Origin of the sequence: Pedobacter lithocola, assembly GCF_042650845.1 — a bacterium.
Lineage (GTDB): Bacteria > Bacteroidota > Bacteroidia > Sphingobacteriales > Sphingobacteriaceae > Pedobacter > Pedobacter lithocola.
In genome coordinates this window covers 781,541-806,766 of record NZ_JBHSBW010000011.1, presented here as the reverse complement: position 1 = coordinate 806,766, position 25,226 = coordinate 781,541, and the positions used below count along the sequence as shown (strand labels likewise).

Here is a 25,226-nt window from a genome sequence, read left to right as displayed (position 1 = left end):
TTATATTTTTGCGTATTCTTCTTGTTTAACACTATCAAATTTCTCTAAAGATTCTATGTATTCAGCAACATATTCTTTATTCTCATGTCCTTCTTTAATCTGTTTCATCTTAGCTTGCTCACTTGCAGATTTCAATAATAATTTAACCTCTGCAATAGCTATAGATGGTAATACTCTTAAAAACAATAAGAACAAGGTAAAAAATAGTCCGATTGAACCAACGAATACACTTACATCAACCCAAGTTGGTGAAAACATTGCCCAACTTGATGGTATATAATCACGGTGAAGTGAAGTAACGATAATTACAAAACGTTCGAACCACATACCAATATTTACCACGATTGATAAAATCCAAGTTGCCCTGATGCTTAAACGAATCTTCTTGAACCAAAGCAATTGTGGTGAGATTACGTTACATGTCATCATCATCCAATATGCCCACCAGTATGGCCCGGTTGATCTATTTATGAACGCATACTGCTCATATTCTGAACCAGAATACCAAGCAATAAAAAACTCAGTTAAATATGCAACACCTACAATCGAACCTGTTAAAATGATGATTTTATTCATCGATTCGATGTGAAACATGGTGATGTAATTTTCTAAACCTAATACCTTACGTGCAACTAATAATAAAGTTAATACCATCGCGAAGCCTGAAAAGATAGCACCTGCAACGAAATAAGGAGGGAAAATTGTAGTGTGCCATCCAGGAATTACAGATGTTGCAAAGTCCATTGATACGATTGTGTGTACCGATAATACTAGTGGAGTTGAAATACCTGCAAGAATTAAAGATACAGCCTCAAAACGTTGCCAAGTTTTAACACTTCCGCTCCATCCAAAAGAGAAGATAGAATATATTTTTCTACGTGTTCCTACAGCACGGTCGCGGATGGTAGCAATATCTGGTAATAAACCAGTGTACCAAAATAATAATGATACAGAGAAATAAGTTGAGATTGCAAACATATCCCAAACCAATGGTGAGTTAAAGTTTACCCAAAGTGAACCAAATTGATTTGGTAATGGTAATACCCAATATGCTAACCAAGGACGACCCATGTGAGATACAACGTAAGTTGCTGCACAAATTACCGCAAAGATGGTCATTGCCTCAGCAGAACGGTTAATTGAGTTACGCCAGTTTTGACGGAAAAGTAATAATACTGCAGAGATAAGTGTACCTGCGTGACCAATACCTACCCACCATACGAAACCGGTGATATCCCATGCCCATCCAACAGTTTTATTTAAACCCCAAGCTCCGATACCTGTCCAGAAAGTATAGCTGACTGCTACAACCCAAAGTAAGGCACCCAATGAGGCAAAGATGAAACCAATCCACCAAGCTTTATTTGGCTTATTCTCTACCGGGCCTAAAATATCATCCGTAATTTTTGCATACGTGATGTTATCGCCGGTAATTAATGGTTCTCTAAGTATTGATTCGTTATGTCCTGACATAATTTGTATTTTCTTTATACTAAAGCTTACGCTTGTACTGTTGTATCTGTATTTCTAATTTTTGTCATATATCCGATACCTGGTTTCACGTTTATTTCTTCTAAAACGTAGTAAATACGCTCAGAACGTAAAGCTTTTGAAACTTCAGAGTTAGGATCATTCGCATCACCAAATACGATTGCATTTGCTGAACATGCTTCCTGACAAGCCATTTTGATATCGCCGTCTTTTAATGGACGTTTCTCCAATTTAGCCTTTAATTTACCACCTTGAATTCTTTGGATACACATAGAGCATTTCTCCATAACACCACGAGAACGTGTAGTTACATCAGGATTTAAAACCAATTGAGTAAACTCGTTATTTAAATAGTTATCGAAACGAGAATCATTCCAGTAGTTAAACCAGTTAAAGCGACGAACTTTGTATGGACAGTTATTTGCGCAGTAACGAGTACCAACACAACGGTTATAAGCCATATGGTTTAACCCGTCTGATGAGTGTACTGTTGCTAATACCGGACAAACAGTTTCGCAAGGAGCATGATCACAGTGCTGACATAACATTGGTTGGTGAACAACAGAAACGTTATCTAAATCTTCCAACTTAGCAATTTCTTTTTCTCTTGTTACATCACCAGTTGGTGTTTCATAGCTATAATAACGGTCGATGCGAATCCAGTGCATTTCACGACGACGACGAACCTCATCACGACCTACAACAGGAATATTATTTTCTACATTACATGCTACAATACAAGAACCACAACCTGTACAAGCATTTAAATCTATAGCCATAACCCAGCTATTGCCTGGTTGTTCGTATTTATCCCAAAGGTCATAGTTTTTATGCCCTTCTTCGCTTTTACCTGTACCTGCTGCTGGGTTTTTTAAATATTCTTTAAATGTAGCTTCACGAATCACATTACGACCTTCAAATGAATGGTGTGTTTGTGTTTGTGCCAATTCGTAAGTGCCACCTGTTGGAGTAATGGTTACAGTTGTGGCATATTGCATTGTTCCATTTACAAATGAAACGAAAGGAAAAGCATTTTTACCGACATCGTTACCAGCTTTACCAACTTTAGTACGGCCATAACCTAAAGCTATAGAAGCAGTACCTTGTGCTTGTCCTGGTTGGATAAGAACAGGTAAATCTATTGAATATCCATTGCTTCCTTTTACAGTTACAACATCAAATTCACTAATTTTTAAAGTTTCAGCGTATTTTGGTGCAATTGCAACAAAGTTATCCCAAGTTACTTTCGAAACCGGATCTGGTAATTCTTGCAAGAATGCGTTATTTGCATTTTTACCATCACGCATTGGAACACTTTCATAAACTTGCAATTGTACATCTTTTACTAAAGCTTTGCTGCTGTTTACAATTGAGGTAGCAACTGCTGCTAATGAAAGGCTAAAAGAATATGCACCTGCTGGCTTTGCAGTAGCGTTAACAACACCCTTCTCTAAAACATCATTCCATTTTAATCCAAGTGCAGGAAGCATTTGAGTTTCCCAATTGCTACGTACAAATTGATAGTAATCTTTAACTGGAGCATCAGCCCAAATTAATAAACTTTCTTCTGCCTGACGGCTATTGAAAACAGGATTGATGGTTGGCTGAACGATTGAATAATATCCTTCGTATGCATTAGCATCTCCCCAAGATTCTAGGTAATTGTGATTAATCGCAATTGCATCACATAATGACGCAGTTTCATCAGCTCTATCTGCAAAAGATATTTTAGCAGGAACTTTCGAAAGTGAATCGGCGAATTTTTTGCTGTCGATAAAATCGTAAGCAGGGTTACTGTTTAAGAACATTACTGCTCCAACTTCACCAAGACCCATTTCTGCAACTAAACCGCTAAATTCGGCATCGTTACCAGCATACAGGTAGCAAGGATTATCTAAATCTATAGTTGTGCCATAACTACCGATTGCAGCGTTTATTGCATTAACTAAAATTTGTTTAGAAACATCATTAGAACCGCAAACTACTAAAGATTTACCTTTAGCTTGCACCAACTCTTTAGCAGCTAATTTAATTACTTTATCTGCAGTAGCATTGTTTGATAATGTTCCACCAGGTAAAGCCTGACCAGTAATTGCATTGTATAAAGCGATTAACGCAGGTCCTTCTTCTGATAATTTAACCGGAATACGAGTGTCTGCATTAGTACCTGTTAAGCTCATTCCACTTTCAATTTGAATGTGGCGGCTCATTTTTTTATTTTCTAACGATTTATAGTTACGGTTAGATGTGTATTGAGCTGTAAACTCCTCACCGCTAATCCATGTACCTAAGAAATCAGCACCAAAACTTACTATTAAATCAGCTTTGTCAAAATTGTATTTTGGTAAAACAGCTTTACCAAAGCTATTTTGATTTGCTTGAATAATACCAGTGTAAGAAACTGCATCATATTGAACCAACTTTGCAGCAGGATATTTTGCTACAAACTGAGCAATAACTGCATTAGTAGATGGACTGTTTATAGTTGAAGCAACTAAACGAATTTTTTTACCAGAAACTTGCGCTTTAGCTAATTCTGATTTCACGAATGTATCAACCTCAGCCCATGTTGCTTCTTTTGATTTAAGAACTGGTGCTTTTAATTTTGATACATCATATAAATCTAAAACTGAAGCCTGTGCCCTTGCGTCTGTTCCGCGAAAATAAGCACCTGCATTAGGGTTTGGTTCAATTTTAATTGGCCTACCTTCTCTGGTTTTAACTAAGATACTTTGGCCGTTGAAGCTAGAAGTATAATAATTAGGAATACCAGGAGTTACCTCTTCAGGTTTTATCAGGTAAGGTATTGATTTTTTTAAAGGTGTACTTTGACATGCCGCTAAAGTTACAGCACCTAAACCAAAACCTAACGCCTTTAAAAAGTCGCGGCGTGGGGTAACGGTACTTAACCCTGCTTCATTTAAAACATCTTCTATTGGAAGTGGCTCGGCGAATTCGTTTTTGTTATTTTTAACAAAATCGGGTGTATTGTTATACTCCTCTAAGCCTTTCCAGTATTTTTTATTGCTTTCCATTTAAGCTATATTACTGTTTATCGAACGTTCTTACTAAAACTCTAATCTATTAATAGTGGCATTTACCACACTCTAAACCACCCAATAAAGCTGGTGTAATTTTCTCGCCTTTTTTAATCTTCTCATGCGCTTCAATAACTTTAGCGTAGAAAGCATTATTTTTCTGACCAGAAATATCTGTTTCCTTATGGCAGTTAATACACCATTTCATGGTTAACGGAGAATATTGATAAATTTCTTCCATTGTATTAACCGGACCGTGACATGCGAAACATACAGGCTCATTTGGTTGTAACCCCTTTGCTTTACGAATTGCATCTGCTCCAACAACAACGTGCTGAGAGTGATTAAAGTAAGCAAAATCAGGAAGATTGTGTACACGTACCCACTCCATTGGTTTTTCTTTGCTCTTATCGTATTTTTGAGTTTCAGGATCGTAACCTAAAGCATTGTATATTTTCTTAATCTCAGGAGAAATTTCACCTTCGTAGTTATCTCTTGCTTGCACCGCTTTGTGGCAGTTCATACAAACATTTAATGATGGAATTGTAGAGTTTTTAGATTTAAATGCTCCGTTGTGACAATATTGACAATCAATTTGATTGATACCAGCATGCAACTCATGAGAGAATTTAATTGGCTGAACTGGTTGATAACCTGTATGAACACCTGTGTTCCACATGCCCATCCATCCCCAAGAACCTAAAGCGATGATTAAACACAAAATAAAGAACATTACAAACTTTTTGTTCTTAAACATTTTGCGAACACCAACTTTCAAAGGCACATCTTCTTCTGTCTCGATACCTTGTTTTTGTAAAATTAATCGCTCTAATAATTTAGAAGCACGACCTAATATTACTAAGATAACAATAGCAACTACTACGATAGCAACGATACCTGCAATTGATAATCCAGATACATCGCCATTATCAATAGCTTCAGCAGCACCAGCAACACCAGCTTTTGGTTTTGGCTCTCCTTCTTTAATGTATGCTAAGATGTCTTTAACTTTAGTCTCATCCAATTCAGGAAAAGAAGTCATTGCAACTTTACCATTCTCGTTATACAATTTAACAGCTTCAGGATCGCCTGCTGCAATTAAACCTTGTGAGTTTGGAATCCATTTTAATAGGAATGCTTCGGAGTGACGATCGCTTACACCTGTTAACGCAGGACCAACCATTTTTTGATCTAACGCATGGCAAGATGTACACTTTGCCTTGAATAGTGTTCTTCCAGCTGCAGCATCTTGCGCACTAACGGTAGAAACCGCTATAGCAGAAATAGCTGTAAACAGTAATAACGACTTCCAAACATTTTTTAAAATCATCGAGATATCTCTCATAATGAACACTTTATACTTATTTAATTTACTTTTTGTTGTGAAATTGATGCTAAGACTGATATATCCCCACCAAAACTTGAACAAAAGTATAACTTATTAGGAATTCCCATGACATAATACTGACTTGAAATACAATTTATAATCATTCTAAACAAATGCCGATTCTGCCCATCTAATCAACTAAAATGCCCATTTTCGATTTTATCTCCAATGGGCATGCATAAAACCATTTGGTTTTATAATATTTTATAATTACTGCTTTAAAATCCAGGCGAACATTAAAGGTGCAACGATAGTCGCATCGCTTTCTACAATAAATTTTGGCGTATGAATATCCAACTTACCCCAGGTTATTTTTTCGTTTGGTACTGCACCAGAATATGAACCGTAAGATGTTGTTGAATCTGAAATCTGACAGAAATAGCTCCAAAAAGGAATATTAGGCATTTCCATATCCTGATAAAGCATTGGCACAACGCATATCGGGAAATCGCCAGCTATACCACCACCAATTTGAAAGAAACCAATTCCTTTACCTTCGCTGTTAGCAATGTACCATTCGGCCAGCCAACCCATATATTCGATACCACTTTTCATTGTAGTAGCCGTCATTTCCTTTTTCATCACATACGATGCGAAAATATTACCCATTGTAGAATCTTCCCATCCTGGAACTACAATCGGCAAGTTCTTTTCGGCTGCAGCCAACATCCATGAGTTTTTTGGATCGATTTCATAATATTGTTCCAAATCGCCACTTAAAAGCATTTTGTACATAAATTCATGTGGGAAATATCTTTCACCGGCATCGTTTGCATCTTTCCATATTTTATGAATATGCTTTTGCAAACGGCGAAATGCTTCTTCTTCTGGTATACAGGTGTCGGTAACACGGTTGTAATGATTTTCTAATAAATCCCACTCATCCTGCGGACTTAAATCTCTGTAATTTGGAACGCGTTTATAATGAGAATGCGCAACCAGGTTCATAATATCTTCTTCAAGATTGGCTCCAGTGCATGATATAATTGCAACTTTATCCTGACGAATCATTTCTGCAAGCGAAATACCTAACTCAGCCGTACTCATTGCACCAGCCAAAGTAATCATCATTTTGCCACCTTCATCCAAATGTGTTTCATATCCTTTAGCCGCATCCATCATTGCTGCAGCGTTAAAATGGAGGTAATTACGCTCCATGAATTGAGATATTGGTCCTCTTGTGTTGCTCATTTTATTTATCTATTTGGCGCAAAAATAGATAAACAAACTTCAATTCGCAATAAACTGTTCAAGCTTAAAAGGTTCAGGCAAAAATTCAAACACTTTACAGACTCTTGGTATGCTGTAATTTTCTTTTCTTTGCAAAATGAAAAAACTGGGACTTTTACTTTCCTTATTCGCAATTTCTTTTTCAGGAATGGCTCAAATGAAACTAATAAAAAAGATGCTTTCAAATGAAAAAGATACTACCAGAAAAGCCAGTTTTCTACCAATTCCAACTTTTGGCTATTCTCAAGAAACCGGGCTTGAATTTGGTGTAGGCGCAATTTATTCTTACTATACCGATAGAAAAGATACCTTAACCAGAAGTTCTAATTTTTCGCTTAATGCAACGTATTCTACAAAAAAAACATATAATATTTCTTTAAAAGGCGATGCATGGTCGCCAGGTAATAAATATCATTTTATTGGTGATGTTCGATTTAAACGCATGCCTTTTAATTTTTACGGTTTGGGGAATAACACCAAAAAAACAGATGAAGATAAATTGGTGATGAACCAAATCAAAGCGCTTTTTGATGTCGAAAAAACTTTCTTAAAGAATGCTTACACGGGCATTTCTTTGGGTTTTGAAAACTATAAATTTACAGATGAGGTTGCTGGAGGGATTTTTAGTAACCCTGCGGTTTTAGATAGAGATGGAGGTTCTGTTATTTATGTCGGGCTGAGCCAAAGTTACGATACCAGAAACTCAAATAATTACCCATCAAAAGGATTTTTTGGTCGCGTTACCTATCAATTTGCACCTCATTTTTTTGGCGGTGATAATTTTACCGGAAGCCAGATAAAACTTGATGTAAGAAACTTCTGGCCTATAAGTAAAAAGTTAATTATTGGTGTTCAAGGTGTTTATTACACTATTCAAGGCACAAATACGCCATTTTATTTATTACAGCAATTGGGTAACGACCAAATAATGCGTGGTTATTACGGCGGACGTTACCGTGATGAGCATCTTCTTGCATCGCAAGTTGAATTGCGTTATCGTTTTATGAACCGATTTGGTATAGTTGCCTTTGCGGGAGCAGGTAAAGTTTTCGATAATAATAATGTTAACTTAAAAAGCTTAAAGCCAAATTATGGGGTTGGCGGCAGGTATTTCTTCGATACCGCAAAAGGTTTAAGTGTGCGGGTTGATTATGGTTTAGGTGAGAAACTACCAAATGAAAAACGCCAAAGTGGATTTTATATAAGTTTAGCAGAGGCGTTTTAGAGCTTCAGAATGTAAATGAATATAAATAGAAAAGCGTAGATTTTTTTGGAAACGAACGTTTAGTTTTCATCGGGAATAGCAGTCCTGTCATTCGCTTTAGCCCTCATAAAAAATTCGGGCATGCCGCTTCTACCAGGTTTATTTTGAATGGATAGGACAACAAAAACATCCTTTAAGCTATTTAAATTGTTCCCAACAACATCCAACCTTTGTATCTAAACCCGTTCGAAGCGAGATGCTACCGATTTTTCATCGGGAGCAGAAGCGTGAGCGGGGCTGAAAACCTCCAAACGCACAGAACCATAAAATTCCAAAAAATTTCTGTAAATTCTCTATTCTTTAATATCGTTAAACGGCATATCAATAGATTTTGACGAACTGGAAAAATTAGTGTTTTTTTTGGAAATGAACGTTCAATATTCCATAGGTAATAGCAGTCCTGTCATTCGCTGTAGCCCTCATTGAAGAAATTCGGGGCTGCCGCTTCTGCCATGTTTATTTTGAATGGATAGTACAAAGTCACCAATATAAAATTCCTAATAACTTTAACCAAATTGAGTGCAATTGTTGATAAACCACTTATTAGATTTACGCAATCGAAGGCACAAACCTTTGTATTTAAACCCGATCGAAGCGAGATGCTCCCGATTTTTCATCGGGGGCAGAAGCGGGAGCGGGACTGCAAACATCCAAGCACACAGAACCATAAATTTCCAAAAAATCACTTAAAATTATTAATTCTCAATTCTTTAATCTTGTTTAGTCTTAAATCTGGATGCAAGTTTTAGTATAAATGCAAACATTAAGATTTCGAAAACTTAACGAAACCATCTAAAATCAAATTACAAATCCTTCTTAAATTTCTTTCATTATTAAAGTACGATAAGCTTTTTTCGCTGCTGATGTTACCCATTTCAATAATTACAGCAGGTATTTTTGATTCTCTGGTTAAAAGCAGATTCGCATTTTTTAGACTATCTCGAACTTCTACATCTCCCAATTGATTTAAAGAACTTAGTAAAGAAATACCAAATTTCTCTGCCAATAAAATGTTAGGGTTCGTCTTGGTGACAAAAATTTCTATTCCTTCAAAATTAGGTTTAATGTTAGCTTTTGGCATTGAATTATGATGAATAGATATGAAAGCGGTTGCATTCTCATTAGGCAATCGCTCCCGAAGACCCAGCATTGTATCGTTATTTCTGGTTAAAACAACTTTTATATTTCTTTTATCAGCTTCTTCTTTAAGTATTTGAGCAACTCTTAAGTTCAAATCCTTCTCTTTCACACCTCCAACACCTTCCGAAGCGCCATCTCTACCGCCGTGACCAGCATCTACAATCAGTATTATTTCTTTCCCAATTTGCAAAGCCTTAATATCTGTATTAATCGATAAAGAATTTTGATGCTCATTAATATTTAATGTATTATCCATATCAATTGCAGCCAATTGATTTATATTAACATCTGATTTAGCTTTAACCAATCTAGTAGAACTTTCTAGTTTCTTATCTGATAAACTATTAGGCAACTGCTCCTTCGTGGGTATAATTCTGTTTTCAACAGCAGAACCATTACTCTGTATTTGCTTTTCAATAATTACCTCTTTCTTATTGATAAATGCCATAAAGCACAAAGACATTATGGGAATAATTGCTAGATAAACAATTCTTTTTTCGGGTGTATTGGGTTTTTTAAACATCATAGTAATTCGTTTTTTTAATGGTAGTTTACTAAAGTTATGTGTTGCAAAATTATTCGACGGTTTAGCTAAATTCAATAATAATGAAGCGTATAGTTTTTTATCAGTTGTGGAGGTGGTTTCTTCATCTGCTAGAAATTCATGGTTGGCCTCTACCGCCAATCGCCAGAAATAAATTATTGGGTTGAACCACAAAATGCAAATTGCCACATTAACTAATCCTTTATCAACACTGTGCATCTGGGCAACATGCACCATTTCATGTTTTATAACCAATTTTTTTTCTTCTTCAGGAAGTGAAGCATCAACAACAATTTTATTAAAGAAAGAGCAATTTTTAAATTGCGAAACCTTGTTTACCAAAATAACAGAGCCTGATTGTGAGATTTTTCGCTTGTGCAAACTATATTTTATATATCCAATAGCTAGTAAATACTTTAATAGAAATAATAGAGAAACTGCGCAATAGCAGTACTCCATCATCTGCATCCAATTGTATTGATTTGAGATATTACCAAGATTGTTATTTATGTTCTCTTCGAAGGAAGTATCGGTGCTGTAAGCCACATTTAATTGGCTTAAATTTTTGTTTACAAAAACCTCTTGAGTGCTTTCGATCGTTAAAGCAGGTATTATAAAACTAATGATGAGCGTAACAATTAAATAAGCTCTGTTTAGCTTAAAAAATGTAAGCTTAGCCAAAAGGAATTGATAGGTTGCTAAAAATGTTGCTGTGCAAGCCGATACTTTTAAAAGATAAATTAACATCATATTTAATTTTGGTTAATAATTTTCTTTATCTCTTCTATATCCTGCTCACTCAGTTGTTCTTCTCTCACCATAAACGATAGTAAACTAGCTGGAGAGCTGTCAAAATAACCCGAAAACAATTTCGAAAAGGTTGTTTTTGCGTATTCTTCTTTTGTTATAGCAGGGAAGTACTCGTAGGTTTTACCGTAGGCTTTATATTTTAAATAGCCCTTTCGTTCTAGCAACCTAACAATTGATGATATGGTATTATATGGTGGTTTTGGTTCGTCATCTAATACATCAATTATATCTTTAACAAAAGCCTTTTGCAGCTTCCAAAAAATCTGCATAATGCGCTCTTCCGTTTTGGTTAATTCTTCCATAATCAAATGTATAACTTATTTTTCAGTTATACAACTTAAATTTAAGTTAATTACCTTAAAAATCAGTTTTAAAATTTGAAAATTTGAAAATGATGCCATTGGACACGATTACACAAGATTTTAGTACGCTTCTATTTTTTGGAAATGAGCGTTCCGCTTTTCATCGCAAATAGCAGTCCTGTCATTCGCTGTAGCCCTCATTGAAGAAATTCGGGGCTGCCGCTTCTGCCAGGTTTATTTTGAAAGGATGGTACAACATCAAAGTTCGTAAGGTTAGCGCTTAAAACGGCGTTCAACCTTTGTATCCAAACCCGATCGAAGTGAGATGCTACCGATTTTTCATCGGGAGCAGAAGCGGGAGCGGGACTGAAAACCTCCAAGCACACAGAACCGTTAATTTTCAGAAAAATCTTTTTAGATTATTGATTAGCAAATTTTAGATAATATAGTATTGATAAACACTCATAGATAAATTTTGACGACCATGAAAGCAAGTTTTTTTTGGAAATGAGCGTTCCGTTTTTCATCGCAAATAGCAGTCCTGTCTTTCGCTATAGCCCTCATTGAAGAAATTCGGGGCTGCCGCTTCTGCCAGGTTTAGAGTTAAAGGATGGCACAACATTAAAATTCATAAGATTAATGCCTCCAACGGCACTTAACCTTTGTACTTAAACCCGATCGAAGCGAGATGCTACCGATATTTCATCGGGAGCAGGAGCGGGACTATAAACCTCCAAGCACACAGAACCGTTAATTTCCAGAAAAATAATGGCTTATAGTGTATTTGGGTCCAACGATGTTAACCTAAACCAAAAGATTAAACTTTATTTGCTCATGCCGGCAAGTGAGTTTATAGTTAGCGCAACAATTACAGTATTAAAAATGAATGCAATTACGCTATGCAATAATGTAACTCGTCTAATCTTTCTGGAAGATATTTCGACATCGGAAACTTGAAAAGTCATACCGATTACAAATGAAAAATAGGCAAAGTCTATAAAATCGGGTTTCTCATTGCCTGGAAATTCTAAACCTGTTCCTTCAAGTTTGCTGTCGCCGTAAAACAAATGTGCATAACGCATGGTAAAAGTTGTGTGCACCAAAGACCATGATAAAAACATGCCCGCTATGGCTACAATTAAATCAAGGGTTTTAACTTCTTTATCGAGCAGTACTAGAATTACAGCAAGCAGACCCGCAAAGGTTGATACTACAACAATTGCAAAAATTTCTCCACGCGTTTCATCTTGCATTTTAGCTTTAAGATGGGTTTGAGCAGGAGATGTATGAAAAAACATATACCAATGAAGGGAGATAAGCGTGATGCAGAAAAAATCCCAGCCTAACATTATTTGGGCCAATACACCTATGCTAAATAAAAACGAAACGAGGTACACACCCAGCCCAATACAGAAACTTATTAATAACGTATGCAATGCAGAACGCTTTTGAATACCGCTTAATGTTGCTTCTGTTTTCATTGTTTAAACTTTAATTTAAAGTGTTCTTTTGCTTGTCCTTTTTTAAAGTAAACCAAGCCGATCCAAAACAAATCTATGGTTATGGTAACTTCAGGATGATTTTTAATTTCAGTCCATGCTTCTTTCATACCCTGGCTCCAGTAAATATCATCAAAAATAAGCAAAGAGTTTTCGGTAATTTTAGGTAAGCACCACTTAAAATAATTCAAAGTTGCATCTTTACGATGGTTTCCATCTATATATACAAAATCTAAAGTCTGCTGCGTATCAATAATATCAGGCAAAATTAAATCAAAGTTACCCACGTGTAAATCGATGTTACGCAGTGCCAAGTCAACAAAATTTTGCTTTGCTACTTTAGCCGTTTCCGGGCAACCTTCTATAGTTATTATTTTTGCTTGTGGGTTTGATTTTGATAAATAAGCAGAGGTAATACCCAAGCAAGTACCCAATTCAATTGCTGTTTTCGGATTTGTTTGCTTGGCTAAACGATAAATTAATTTAGCTAATCGTGGACTCTTTAATGCATTTTTAGCAATTTCACTTACTTTTTTGGTTCTATTTTTATTCAAATGAGAGCCTGCCCCGAGGTCGGTTACGGTGATAATAGAATCGTCATTAAAAAGTTTTTTTCGTTGTGCTTCTATATTTTTATATTCGCTTTTGTCGCTAAAATCGTAAATTACCTCGTCTGCAAGCTTATAAACAAAAGGCGAATGCGTACCATGCCTGGTTTTTGCAGTTAAACGGTGCTTTAAGTAATCTGTAATAAATTGAATTATCATATATTGCAAAAGTAATTAATCGCCGCAAACGTATGTATGTTTTATGGAAAATAACACAGAAATAAGCGCCTTAGTTAAATTGCTTGATGACCCTGATGAAGAGGTTTTTCACCATGTTGAGCAAAAACTTTTGCAATATGGTGGCGAAGTAATTCATTTTCTAGAGAACGCCTGGGAACAATCGTTCGATGGACTTTTACAAGAGCGAATCGAAAATATTGTTCATAAAATTCAATTTAATACCGTAAAAGAAGATTTAAATTTATGGTATTTAAGTGGTGCTTTCGATTTGCTTCAAGGTGCGTTAATCATTAATCGCTATCAGTATCCCGATTTAGATGAGCAGAAAATTATCGTTCAGTTAGAAGAAATAAAGCGTGAAATTTGGTTGGGCTTGCAGTATGAAATGAGTTCTGTTGAAAAAGTTAAACTCATCAATCATGTTTTGTACCAACAGTTTGGCTTTGGAGGCAATACCAAGAACCATCACGACCCGCAAAATTCTTATCTTAATCAGGTTTTAGAAAGCAAGAAAGGGAATCAAATTTCTCTAGCGATTATCTACTCTACCCTAGCCCAGCGCTTAGATATGCCTATTTACGGCATCAATTTACCGCAGCATTTTATTTTGGGTTTTATTGATGAAAGCAAACAAGAGAGTAAAGAATATGGCGTTCTATTTTACATAAATGCTTTTAATCGAGGTAATATTTTCGGCAAGCATGATGTTGACCAATTTCTTCGCCAGTTGAATTTAGAAGCTTTACCAGAATATTACAGACCATGTAGCAACACCGATATTATTCGCCGGGTAATTAGAAACTTAATATCTGCTTATGAAAATGCTGGTGCTACAGAAAAAGTTGCGGAGCTTAATGAATTGCAAAAAATCATTTCACAGGATGGTAAAGAATAGTTTAATTTTTGAAACCACAAGTAACAATATTACCTTATGCCATAAAAGACGATAATTAATACCCTTATTCCTAAATTATTTTATCCCAATCCTTCCGTATTTATGAACACACATCCCAAATTAAAATTTCCCATTGCCATCTTATTATTTGTTTTTTGCAGCATTGGTTTGAGCGCCCAAGAAACAGCAAAACCAAATGTTATTGCATATTACACAGGTGGCGGCGGAACAGTTCTCGATAGTTTTCCCGTTGAAAAAATAAGCCACTTGGTTTATAGTTTCGGGCATTTAAAAGGCGATAGTATGAATATCAGTTCTGCAAAAGATTCTGCTTTGATTGCTAAAATGGTTTCATTAAAAAGTCGCAACCCCAATTTAAAAGTTATGATGGCTATGGGCGGCTGGAGTGCATGTGCAAATTGTTCAGAAGTATTTAGCCGAGCTGAAGGAAGAAAAACTTTCGCCAAGACAACTAAGAACTTGCTCGATTACTTTCAGGCTGATGGGATTGACATTGATTGGGAGTATCCTGCGGTTGTGGGCTATCCCGGACACCGATATACCGAAGATGACAAGCATAATTTTACTTTATTAATTGCAGAATTGCGTAAAAAACTTGGCAAAAAAGCCGAAATTAGTTTTGCAGCGGGAGGAACAAAAAATTGTATTGATTCTTGTTTCGAATGGGATAAAGTAATGCCGTTAGTTAATCGGGTTAACTTGATGAGTTATGATTTGGTGAGTGGTTATGCTACAAAAAGTGGGCATCACACGCCATTATATTCTACCAAAGAACTACCACTTTCTGCAGATTATGCTATTAACGAATTAATTAAATTAGGTGTTCCTGCAAATAAAATAGCTTTAGGAGCTGCATTTTACGCTAGGATTTTTGAAAATACAATAGATGCTAACAAAGGTTTGTACCAGCCTACCAAATTTTTAAGTGGTGTGTCTTACAAAAACTTTAAAACCGAATTCTCAGAAGAAAACGGATACAAATACTATTGGGATGATATAGCTAAGGCGCCCTACTTCTACAATGCTACAACACGTAGAATAGCAACTTTTGATGATCCGAAATCAATAGCTTTAAAAACTAAATACGTTAAAGATAGAAAGCTTAATGGAATAATGTTTTGGGAGCTGACGGATGATGCTTACTCAAATGGGTTGTTGAGTGTTATTGATAATACGATTAAGTAGATGATAAAAAAATAAGGCTTTTGATTTTTTTATGGTGGTTATTTACTACCAAATACTCAAAAGCTAATAAAACTACAATTGCTACAACTTTTCCCTTTTTATCCAACTGGCTAATAAAGTAAACCAATCCACATCTGATGTTGGATTATTTAAACCGAAGCCGTGTCCACCCTTTTCGTATAGATACATTTCTGTTTTACCCTTATTTGCTTTTAATGCATTGCTCAGCATAACGCTATTTTCTACGGGAACAGATTTATCATCTTTAGCATGTACTAAAAATGTTGGTGATGTATTTCTATGAACATTACTATTTGCAGAAAAATAATGTTTCAGTTCATCAGATGGATTTGAACCCAGTAAATTTTTCATCGTTCCGGCATGTACAGATTCTTCAAAACTAATTACTGGATATATTAACGCTGCAAAATTAGGTTTTAAAGATATTTTTTCGGGATTAGGAATTTTGGTATCGTTATAATGAGCTAGCAATGTTGAAGCTAAATGTCCACCAGCAGAGAAACCCATCACACCGATCTTATTCTTTTTGATGTTGAATTTTTTACAATCTTTCCTAACAAGATAAATAGCCTGTTCAATATCCTGCAAAAGTGCATAGGTTTTATCAATCATAATCTCATCGCTAGGCAAACGGTATTTAAGTACAAAAGCAGTAACACCAATGTCGTTAAAACGCTTTGCAACATCAATGCCTTCATGGCTAAAAGCTAAGGCACCATAACCACCACCCGGACAAATAATTACGGCAGTACCAGTTGATATGTTCTGTGGGGCTGTAAAAACCGTAAGTGTTGGGATGGATACTTTTGTTACGCTTAGTGTACCGTTCTGCCGAACTTCCGTATTTTCAACGTAACTATCAGGAGTTGGCTTTGCTCCTGGAATTGCTCCAGAATAAAGCGGAATAACTTGCTGAGCATGTAGAACAGAAATAGACATAGCAAATAAGATTGTGAACAGGAATGATTTATTCATTGCTTAATTATTAAAACTCCATTAAATACGCCTTTAAAAACTCATCAATATCTCCATCTAAAACGGCCTGTGGATTTGAAGTTTGGTAATTCGTACGATGATCTTTCACCCTCCTATCGTCTAAAACATAACTTCTTATTTGCGAGCCCCATTCAATTTTCTTTTTAGAACCTTCGATAGCAGCAATCTCTTCATTTCGTTTCCGCTGTTCTATCTCATAAAGCTGAGATTTTAACAAACGTAATGCATTTTCTTTATTTTGCAATTGAGACCTCGATTCTTGGTTTTTAATCACAATTCCTGATGGTTTGTGGTATAAACGTACAGCGGTTTCAACCTTATTAACGTTCTGTCCACCTGCACCACCAGCTCTAAATGTTTCAAATTCAACATCAGCCGGATTAATATATATTTCTATAGTTTCATCTACCAATGGATAAACATATACTGATGCAAATGAGGTATGCCTGCGAGCATTAGAATCGAATGGAGAAATGCGTACTAAACGATGAACACCATTTTCACCTTTTAAAAATCCATAAGAAAAATCGCCATCGAATTGAAGTGTAACCGATTTAATTCCGGCTATATCACCTTCCTGACTATCCTGTTCTGTAATTTTGTAACCATTCTTTTCACCCCACATCATGTACATACGCATGAGCATGTAAGCCCAATCGCAACTTTCAGTTCCACCGGCACCTGCCGTAATTTGCATTACTGCAGAAAGCTGATCTTCCTTATTACGAAGCATGTTTTTGAGTTCTAAATCGGCAACAGCCTGTTTGCTGCTTTCAAATTGCTCTTGTAATTCTTCTTCTGATGCATCACCAGATTGAAAAAAATCGAACATAACGGCTGCATCTTCTACAGCGTTATTTGTTTTTTCAAAACCATCAGTCCACTTTTTCTTTGAACTAACTTCGGCAAGAATTTTTTCTGCTTTTTTTGGATCGTCCCAGAAATCGGGCGCCATGGTTAATTTTTCTTCCTCGCGAATGGCGTAAAGTAGCTCATCGACGTCAAAGATGCCTCCTCAGAGACGTTATTCTGTCTCTTAAATCCTGTATTTGTTCTTTGGTCATAATTGCAAATGTAGCTTTTTAGCACATGAGTAGTACCCTAAATCCTGAAAAAATTAATAAAATGTAGAAAGCTTAAATCAGCAAGCCACAAAATTTTACATGGTTAACTATTTTTTCAAAGCCATATAATCCAACGTTAAATTGGATAGTAGTTTTACGCCCAACACGAAACCACTTTCATCTAAATAAAAATCTGGTGTATGATGCGAGGGCGCTTTAATTGGGTCTTTTCCTTTTGGCATTCCACCTAAGAAGACAAATAAGCCCGGCACTTTTTCCTGAAAAAACGAAAAATCTTCGGCCCCTGTAACTGGCGGTCTTAATTTTACATGTGATGCGCCTGCAGTAGCCTGCATGCTCGGTAACATTTTTTCTGTTAGTGCGATATCATTAAAGGTAACCGGATAATGGTTGCTGTAAGGTATTTTAACCTCGGCTTTGGCACCACCAGCTTCAGCGGTTTTGGTAACAATGGTTTTTATTCTATCGATAAACATTGCCTCATCTTCTTTGCTAAAATTACGAACCGTACCAAGCATCTCTACTTTTTCGGGGATAATATTCGAGCGAACACCACCATTAATAGCTCCGATGGTTACCACACCCGGGTTTTCTGTAACATTTAAATTTCTGCTTACAATTGTTTGCAAGTTGTTTACAATTTGGGCAGAAATTACAACAGGATCGATACTGCTCCAAGGATATGCACCATGCGCTTGTCTGCCTGTTACGGTAATTTTCATATCATTTACAGCAGCCATTGTACCTCCCGGTTTATACGTAACATCGCCTACTTCTGTTTGAGAATTGATGTGTAAACCAAAAATTACATCAACCTTCGGATTTTCTAAAACGCCTTCTTTAATCATCAAAGCAGCACCACCTTCTTCACCAGCAGAAACACCTTCTTCTGCAGGTTGAAAAATAAATTTTACAGTACCCGAAATATCTTTTTGCATAGAAGCTAAAACCTCAGCAACCCCCATTAATATAGCTACATGACTATCATGCCCGCAAGCATGCATTACACCAACTTCTTGTCCGTTATATTGAGTTTTTACTTTCGATGCAAAAGGCAAATCTACCCTTTCTGTAACAGGTAAGCCATCCATATCAGCCCTCAAAGCCATAACAGGACCAGGTTTTCCTCCTTTTAAAATACCAACAACACCTGTTTTTGCAACACCGGTTTTAACCGTTATACCTAAAGATTCTAAATGTTTTGCTATTATACCAGCGGTTCTAACTTCATTATTACCAAGTTCAGGATGCTCATGAAAATCCCGACGCCAGGAAATAACCTTCTGCTCAATAGCATCAGACTTTTTAGAAACAGTAGCATTTAATGGTGATTTTTGAGCATAAACGCCTGAAGAAACTGTAAGTAGAAATAGGAAGTAGATTTTTTTCATCTAAAGGGAATTGATTTTAATAATTGTAAATGAGAGCTGTATCATCAAACTTCAATTGGTAAATGGCATCTATTCTAATCTCTTACCGTTTGATGATTTGTAAATTATGATACAGCAACTCTTTTAAATATTTCTAATTAAACAAGCCTTTAAGCTTATCCATTATGCCGCCACCTGCAGCGGCTCCACCAGGTTGTGCCTGGCCGCCGCCATTAAACATTCCAATAACATCGCCAATGTCTAATTTACCATCGGCACCACCAGCAAGGCTGCCCAAAACATCCTTTATATTAAAAGAACTATCGTTTGGATCAGCAGTTTTTTGAGTTAATTTACCCAAAATAACCGGAATAATTGATGCCGCTAAACCTTTTGCAGTTTCTGCATTAATACCCAATCCTGCCAACTTATCGGTAAAACTCCCAGCTGCTTGTTGTGTTACCGCCGAACCTTGTGCATTACCAGTGTTAAAAATTTCTGCTAATCCACCTACATTCCCATTAGAAAGTTGATCTTTCAACGTGTCAAAAATAGAACCCGAAGCCGCTTGAATTACAGCTTCATTCTTTTCGTTTGGAATTGCGCTATTGTTAACAACACTTTCCTGTACGTTTTCACGCACCAATTCATTTAAATTTTCTATCATATTTTTTTTAGTTAAACAAATACAAAATAGGATGTATGTAAAACTATGGGGATATTAGCCCTAAGTTACTTGTTTAAAATAAATAATGAAATGTTATTTTTTGAACATTAAAAAGACTGTTTTAAATATTTGCTTTATTACTTTTACATAAAAGAAAAAAATATGTTACCTAAAATAAATTTCACAGAAACTGCCGCATATAAATATTTGGCAGACCATTTTATAGATATAAACCAAAAAAGTATGAAAGAACTTTTTGCTGGTGATGCAGAACGCTTCAGCAAATTCTCCGTTTTTTTTGAAGATATTTTATTGGATTACAGTAAGAACAGAATTAATGATGAAACATTTGCATTATTAATTCAACTTGCTAGAGAATGTAAATTGGATGAAGCAATAAAATCGATGTATGCGGGCGATAAAATAAATGAAACAGAAGATCGCTCTGTGCTTCATATTGCCTTACGTAATTTAAGTAACATGCCAATTCTTGTTGATGGGAAAGATGTTATGCCAGATGTAAATGCGGTTTTAGCCAAAATGGAAAAATTTAGCAACAGTATTATTAATGGAGATTGGAAAGGCTATACCGGAAAAGCCATTACCGATGTTGTAAATATTGGCATTGGTGGTTCTGATCTGGGCCCGGTAATGGTAACAGAAGCATTAAAACACTATAAAAATCATTTAAATATTCATTTTGTTTCTAACATTGATGGTACTCATATCGCAGAAACATTAGCTAGCTTAAATGCAGAAACTACCTTGTTTTTAGTGGCATCTAAGACTTTTACAACGCAAGAAACTATGACTAATGCACACTCTGCCCGTTCATGGTTTTTGGATAAAGGTGGTAAAGAAGATGACATTGCTAAACACTTCGCTGCCTTATCTACAAATGCTAAAGATGTATCAGCTTTTGGTATTGATACTGAAAATATGTTTGAGTTTTGGGATTGGGTTGGCGGTCGTTATTCGTTATGGAGCGCAATCGGGTTGTCAATTTCTTTAAGCATTGGTTTTGATAATTTTAAAGAATTACTTGCTGGTGCACATGCAACTGATAATCATTTTAGAACTGCAGAATTTGAAAACAACCTTCCTGTAATTTTAGGATTATTGGGTGTTTGGTACATCAACTTTTACAATGCAGAAACTCAGGTAATTTTACCTTACGACCAATACATGCATCGTTTTGCTGCTTATTTTCAACAAGGTGATATGGAAAGTAACGGTAAACATGTAGATAGAAATGGAAATGAAGTTGACTACGAAACTGGTCCAATTATATGGGGTGAACCAGGCACAAATGGTCAGCATGCTTTTTACCAGTTAATTCATCAAGGAACAAGAATTATTCCTGCTGATTTTATTGCACCTGCTCAAAGTCTAAATCCTCTTGGCGAACATCATCCAATTTTATTATCAAATTTCTTTGCGCAAACGGAAGCTTTAATGAATGGGAAAACTGAGGAAGAGGTATCATCAGAATTAAAAAAAGATGGCAAAACTGAAGATGAAATTGCAAAGCTGGCACCATTTAAGGTTTTTGAAGGGAACAGACCAACAAATTCAATCTTACTAAAAAAGATTACTCCATACAGTTTGGGCAGCCTTGTTGCCATGTACGAGCATAAAATATTTGTACAAGGCGTAATCTGGAACATCTTTAGTTTCGACCAGTGGGGCGTAGAACTTGGCAAACAATTGGCTAAAAAAATCTTACCCGAATTAGATGGTGGTGATAAGGTTTCTAGTCATGATAGCTCAACCAACGGATTAATCAATCAATATAAATCTTGGAGATAGGAAACACAAAAAAAGCGACTTAAACACTCGCTTTTTTTGTTTTAAAAATGTTACTTTAGCATAATCACCTATCTGTTTAGTTTAAACAATAACCAATTAACTTATTATTAAAATTGATATCTGTACGTTAACTGTACGGTTATCCAAACAAATTATCTAATGAAAAAAAGAATTCTTTTTGCTCTGGCCATTTCCGGTCTGTGCTTAAGCGCCTCTGCTCAAAAAGTACAGTTTACCGAATTTGATTTAGACAATGGTCTCCATGTAATCTTACATCAAGACAAAACAGCTCCTGTAGTTGCCGTTTCGGTAATGTACCATGTCGGCTCTAAAGATGAAGATACCACTCGTACTGGCTTTGCTCATTTCTTTGAGCACTTATTATTCGAAGGCTCTAAAAACATAAAAAAGGGCGAATTTATGAAGTTGGTGAGCAGTAACGGCGGACAAAACAACGCCAATACCTCTCAAGACCGTACCTTTTACTACGAAGTATTTCCATCTAACCAATTAGAATTAGGTTTGTGGTTAGAAAGCGAACGCATGTTACAACCAGTTATAAATGAGGTAGGTGTAAAAACTCAAAACGAAGTTGTTAAAGAAGAAAAACGTTTACGTGTAGATAATTCTCCTTATGGCAAGTTTACCGAAAAAATATTCTCTCATTTATTTGCCGGTCATCCGTACAGGTGGCAGCCAATTGGCTCGATGGCACATTTGGATGCAGCCAAATTGGATGAATTTATTGCTTTTAATAAAAAATTCTATACGCCTAATAATGCCGTATTAACTATTGCAGGCGATTTAGATATTGAAAAAACCAAAACCTTGGTTAAACAATATTTTGCCGAAGTTCCGAAGGGTGCTCCAGTTGTTCGTACAACTTATAAATTGCCCGAAATTACTAAAGAAATTATTGATACAGCTTATGATGCAAACATTCAAATCCCTGCAATTTTTGCTGCCTACCGCGTTCCAGGTATGCAAAGTAGAGAAAGTAAAGTTTTGGGTATGATTAGCTCAATTTTATCAGGCGGTGGAAGCTCGAGATTAAGCACTAAAATGGTTGATGAAAAGAAAACAGCTTTACAAGTTGCAGCATTTAATTATACATTAGAAGATTATGGTGCCTACATCACTTTAGCGCTGCCGAATAAAAACACAACACTTAACGATTTATTAAAAGATATTGATGAAGAAGTTTTGCGTTTGCAAACGGATTTAATTAGCGAAAGCGACTATAAAAAATTGCAGAATCAATTTGAAAACAGCTATGTAAGTGCAAACAGCAGAATGCTCGGTGTGGCAGAAAATTTGGCAAATGGTTATACTTTCCACAATAAGGATACAAACGATATTAATGAAGAATTGAACGTTATAAAATCAATCACTCGCGAAGAGATTAGAGATGTTGCAAAAAAATATTTAAATAAAAACCAAAGAGTTGTTTTGTATTACTTACCAAAAAAATAATTGGTTTTACTTGCTAAATATTAATCATTAGCGAAACATTTATTCGATTATTCAGGCTTCATCAGCGTTAAAAAACTAAAAACAATGAAAAAAATATTCATAATAGCTGCATTTTCCTTATTGGCTCAAGGTATATCAGCACAAACAATAAATCGCAGCCAAAAACCAAAACCAGGGCCAGCACCAGTTATAACCGTTGCCGACCCAGTAATTTATAAATTAGCTAATGGTATTACCGTTTTGGTAGTCGAAAACCATAAACTCCCAAAGGTTTCCGCAAGTTATAGCATCGATGCCGGACCAATTACAGAAGGCGCTAAAGCTGGCGTTGTGAGCTTAATGGGAAGCATGCTTAATGAAGGCACAACTACAAAAACTAAAGCACAGTTTGATGAAGCGGTTGACCAATTAGGCGCAGATGTAAGTGCTGGAGCCTCAGGTGGAACAGCTTCGGCTTTAACACGTTATTTTAGTCCTGCTTTTATGTTAATGGCAGAAAGCATTCGCCAACCTGCTTTTCCGGTTGCATCATTTGAGAAAATTAAATCGCAAACGATTACTGGTTTAAAATCGAGTGAGAAAAGTGCAAAAGCAATATCATCACGTGTTGTAAATGCATTAGCCTATGGAAAAAACAATCCTTATGGCGAATTTACAACCGAAGCATCTATTAATGGAATTACTTTAGATGATGTAAAAGCGGCTTACAAGAAATACGTTACGCCATCAAGAGGTTATTTAACTTTTGTTGGAGATATTAAGCCTGAGGCTGCAAAAGCCTTGGCCGAAAAAGCTTTTGGCGATTGGAAAGGCTCAACATTAACCTTACCTGTTTTAGCGAAAGTGAAAAACCCTGCTAAAACCGAAGTTGATGTTGTAAATGTAAGTAATGCGGTTCAATCTGAAATTACCGTTACCAATCTTTTAGATTTGCCACTTAGCAGCCCTGATTATTTTGCAGTTTTATTAGCAAATCAAATTTTGGGTGGCGGTGCAGAATCGAGATTGTTTACAAACCTACGAGAAAAACATGGATTTACTTACGGTGCATATGCAAGCACAGGTTCTGGTCGTTTTCAATCTAAATTTTCGGCAACTGCTGCCGTAAGAAATGAAAAAGTTGATAGTGCAGTTGTAGAATTTTTAAGAGAGATAAACATCATCCGTACAACCAAAGTATCTGCAGAAGAATTGCAAAATGCTAAAAACTTATATAATGGTTCTTTTGCATTAGGTTTAGAAAATCCGGCTCGTACAGCTGGTTTTGCAAGCAGTATTTTGATTAATAATTTACCTAAAGATTTTTACCGCACTTACCTGCAAAAATTAAATGCGGTAACCACTGATGACATTTTAAGGGTTGCTAAAAAATACTTTAATTATGATGATACAAGGGTAGTTGTTGTTGGTAAAACTGATGCTTTTGTGCCAGGTTTAACAAAAGCCGGTTTCACTGTAAATCAATTTGATAATTTCGCTAATCCAGTTAAAGCAGAATCTGCTACAACCAGTACAGCACCATCAAAATCAGCTAAAGAGATAATTAATAATTACATTAACGCACTTGGTGGAGAAGCGGCCTTGAAAAAAATTACTGCTATAGAACAAACAGCAGACATGGACATTCAAGGTAATAAGTTAGGCTTAACCATGAAAAAACTAGCTCCTAATTTGAGTAGCATGGATGCAACCATGATGGGCCAAAGCGTTATGAAACAAGCTTTTAACGGCACAGCAGGTTATACCATGCAAATGGGCAAAAAGGTTGAAATGACAGCTGATGAAGTGCAAGAAGCAAAAGCTGATAAAGGTTTATTTAATCAATTGTATTATGCAACGGATGGCACCAAACTAGAGTTAGCTGGTACAACAAAAATTGGTACAAAAGACGCTTATAAACTTATTGTTACTAACATACTAGGCAAAAAGAAAACAGAATATTACGATGTAAATACTGGCTTATTACTTAAGGAAGAAAAAGTAACTACAAAAGACGGTGTTGAAGTAACATCTACTACAGAGTTTTCTGACTATAAAAAAGTTGGCGATATTTTATTTGCACATACTTTTAATCAAAGCGTACAAACCGCAAAAGGTGGACAAGAATTTAACATCATTATTAAAGAAACAAAAGTAAATCCTGCAATGCAAGCTGCAGAATTTAACTAAGCTTATATAAAAATAATAAACCGCTTCATATTAAGTTATGAG

Annotated in this window: 18 protein-coding genes; 6 read left to right on the top strand and 12 right to left on the bottom strand. The window is 35.9% G+C overall.

Going from position 1 to position 25,226, the window contains the following annotated elements:
- The 4 genes from nrfD to ACFOWA_RS13915 form a co-directional block, all read right to left on the bottom strand.
- A complete protein-coding gene (nrfD, locus tag ACFOWA_RS13930; RefSeq protein WP_378986111.1) occupies positions 1-1,473 on the bottom strand; it encodes an NrfD/PsrC family molybdoenzyme membrane anchor subunit in 1,473 nt (490 codons plus the stop codon).
- A gap of 26 nt (positions 1,474-1,499) precedes the next feature.
- Positions 1,500-4,526, bottom strand: coding sequence for a TAT-variant-translocated molybdopterin oxidoreductase (locus ACFOWA_RS13925; protein WP_378986109.1), 3,027 nt, complete (start codon positions 4,524-4,526; stop codon positions 1,500-1,502).
- A 49-nt stretch (positions 4,527-4,575) separates the two neighbouring features.
- Positions 4,576-5,874 carry a c-type cytochrome gene (locus ACFOWA_RS13920; protein WP_378986107.1) on the bottom strand — a complete coding sequence of 433 codons (1,299 nt, stop codon included), beginning with the start codon at positions 5,872-5,874 and terminating at the stop codon, positions 4,576-4,578.
- A gap of 252 nt (positions 5,875-6,126) precedes the next feature.
- Complete coding sequence (locus ACFOWA_RS13915) at positions 6,127-7,107, bottom strand: deoxyhypusine synthase family protein (RefSeq protein WP_378986105.1); 981 nt, start codon at positions 7,105-7,107, stop codon at positions 6,127-6,129.
- Positions 7,108-7,243: 136 nt separating this feature from the next.
- Here ACFOWA_RS13915 and ACFOWA_RS13910 point away from each other — a divergent pair, with 136 nt between their 5' ends.
- Positions 7,244-8,371 carry a BamA/TamA family outer membrane protein gene (locus ACFOWA_RS13910; protein ID WP_378986103.1) on the top strand — a complete coding sequence of 376 codons (1,128 nt, stop codon included), beginning with the start codon at positions 7,244-7,246 and terminating at the stop codon, positions 8,369-8,371.
- An 802-nt stretch (positions 8,372-9,173) separates the two neighbouring features.
- Here the strand turns inward: ACFOWA_RS13910 and ACFOWA_RS13905 are convergent.
- From ACFOWA_RS13905 to ACFOWA_RS13890, 4 genes are all read right to left on the bottom strand, one after another.
- Positions 9,174-10,844, bottom strand: coding sequence for an N-acetylmuramoyl-L-alanine amidase (locus ACFOWA_RS13905; protein ID WP_378986101.1), 1,671 nt, complete (start codon positions 10,842-10,844; stop codon positions 9,174-9,176).
- 2 nt (positions 10,845-10,846) lie between these two features.
- Positions 10,847-11,206 (bottom strand): BlaI/MecI/CopY family transcriptional regulator, encoded by a 360-nt coding sequence (locus ACFOWA_RS13900; protein ID WP_378986099.1) that lies wholly within the window; start codon positions 11,204-11,206, stop codon positions 10,847-10,849.
- An 824-nt stretch (positions 11,207-12,030) separates the two neighbouring features.
- Positions 12,031-12,687: a DUF1345 domain-containing protein gene (locus tag ACFOWA_RS13895; RefSeq protein ID WP_378986097.1), complete on the bottom strand. Its 657-nt coding sequence runs from the start codon at positions 12,685-12,687 to the stop codon at positions 12,031-12,033.
- Positions 12,684-13,472 (bottom strand): O-methyltransferase, encoded by a 789-nt coding sequence (locus ACFOWA_RS13890; protein ID WP_378986095.1) that lies wholly within the window; start codon positions 13,470-13,472, stop codon positions 12,684-12,686. The genes ACFOWA_RS13895 and ACFOWA_RS13890 overlap by 4 nt, the downstream gene beginning before the upstream one ends.
- Positions 13,473-13,515: 43 nt before the next feature.
- Here ACFOWA_RS13890 and ACFOWA_RS13885 point away from each other — a divergent pair, with 43 nt between their 5' ends.
- Both ACFOWA_RS13885 and ACFOWA_RS13880 read left to right on the top strand, forming a co-directional pair.
- On the top strand, positions 13,516-14,388 hold the full coding sequence (locus ACFOWA_RS13885) for a transglutaminase-like domain-containing protein (protein WP_378986093.1): 873 nt from the start codon (positions 13,516-13,518) through the stop codon (positions 14,386-14,388).
- 102 nt (positions 14,389-14,490) lie between these two features.
- Positions 14,491-15,594: a glycoside hydrolase family 18 protein gene (locus tag ACFOWA_RS13880; RefSeq protein WP_378986091.1), complete on the top strand. Its 1,104-nt coding sequence runs from the start codon at positions 14,491-14,493 to the stop codon at positions 15,592-15,594.
- A gap of 81 nt (positions 15,595-15,675) precedes the next feature.
- Here ACFOWA_RS13880 and ACFOWA_RS13875 read toward each other — a convergent pair whose 3' ends face one another.
- The 4 genes from ACFOWA_RS13875 to ACFOWA_RS13860 all read right to left on the bottom strand — a co-directional run bounded on the left by ACFOWA_RS13875 (position 15,676) and on the right by ACFOWA_RS13860 (position 19,733).
- The gene (locus tag ACFOWA_RS13875; protein WP_378986089.1) at positions 15,676-16,590 is read right to left on the bottom strand and encodes an alpha/beta hydrolase; all 915 of its coding nucleotides are present in this window, start codon (positions 16,588-16,590) and stop codon (positions 15,676-15,678) included.
- A 10-nt stretch (positions 16,591-16,600) separates the two neighbouring features.
- Positions 16,601-17,675 (bottom strand): peptide chain release factor 2 gene (gene prfB, locus ACFOWA_RS13870; protein WP_378986087.1). Its coding sequence is split into 2 segments (ribosomal slippage): positions 16,601-17,614 and positions 17,616-17,675, totalling 1,074 coding nucleotides; the frame shifts between segments, so codons are not numbered across the junction.
- Between the two features lie 107 nt (positions 17,676-17,782).
- On the bottom strand, positions 17,783-19,087 hold the full coding sequence (locus tag ACFOWA_RS13865) for an amidohydrolase (RefSeq protein ID WP_378986085.1): 1,305 nt from the start codon (positions 19,085-19,087) through the stop codon (positions 17,783-17,785).
- A 133-nt stretch (positions 19,088-19,220) separates the two neighbouring features.
- A complete protein-coding gene (locus ACFOWA_RS13860) occupies positions 19,221-19,733 on the bottom strand; it encodes a hypothetical protein (RefSeq protein WP_378986083.1) in 513 nt (170 codons plus the stop codon).
- A gap of 162 nt (positions 19,734-19,895) precedes the next feature.
- Between ACFOWA_RS13860 and pgi the strand changes: the two genes are divergently transcribed.
- The 3 genes from pgi to ACFOWA_RS13845 all read left to right on the top strand — a co-directional run bounded on the left by pgi (position 19,896) and on the right by ACFOWA_RS13845 (position 25,184).
- Positions 19,896-21,542, top strand: a complete 1,647-nt coding sequence (gene pgi, locus ACFOWA_RS13855) for a glucose-6-phosphate isomerase (protein WP_378986081.1) — start codon at positions 19,896-19,898, stop codon at positions 21,540-21,542.
- A 159-nt stretch (positions 21,543-21,701) separates the two neighbouring features.
- On the top strand, positions 21,702-23,015 hold the full coding sequence (locus tag ACFOWA_RS13850; RefSeq protein ID WP_378986079.1) for a M16 family metallopeptidase: 1,314 nt from the start codon (positions 21,702-21,704) through the stop codon (positions 23,013-23,015).
- Positions 23,016-23,099: 84 nt separating this feature from the next.
- Complete coding sequence (locus ACFOWA_RS13845) at positions 23,100-25,184, top strand: M16 family metallopeptidase (RefSeq protein ID WP_378986077.1); 2,085 nt, start codon at positions 23,100-23,102, stop codon at positions 25,182-25,184.
- The last annotated feature ends 42 nt before the right edge of the window (positions 25,185-25,226 follow it).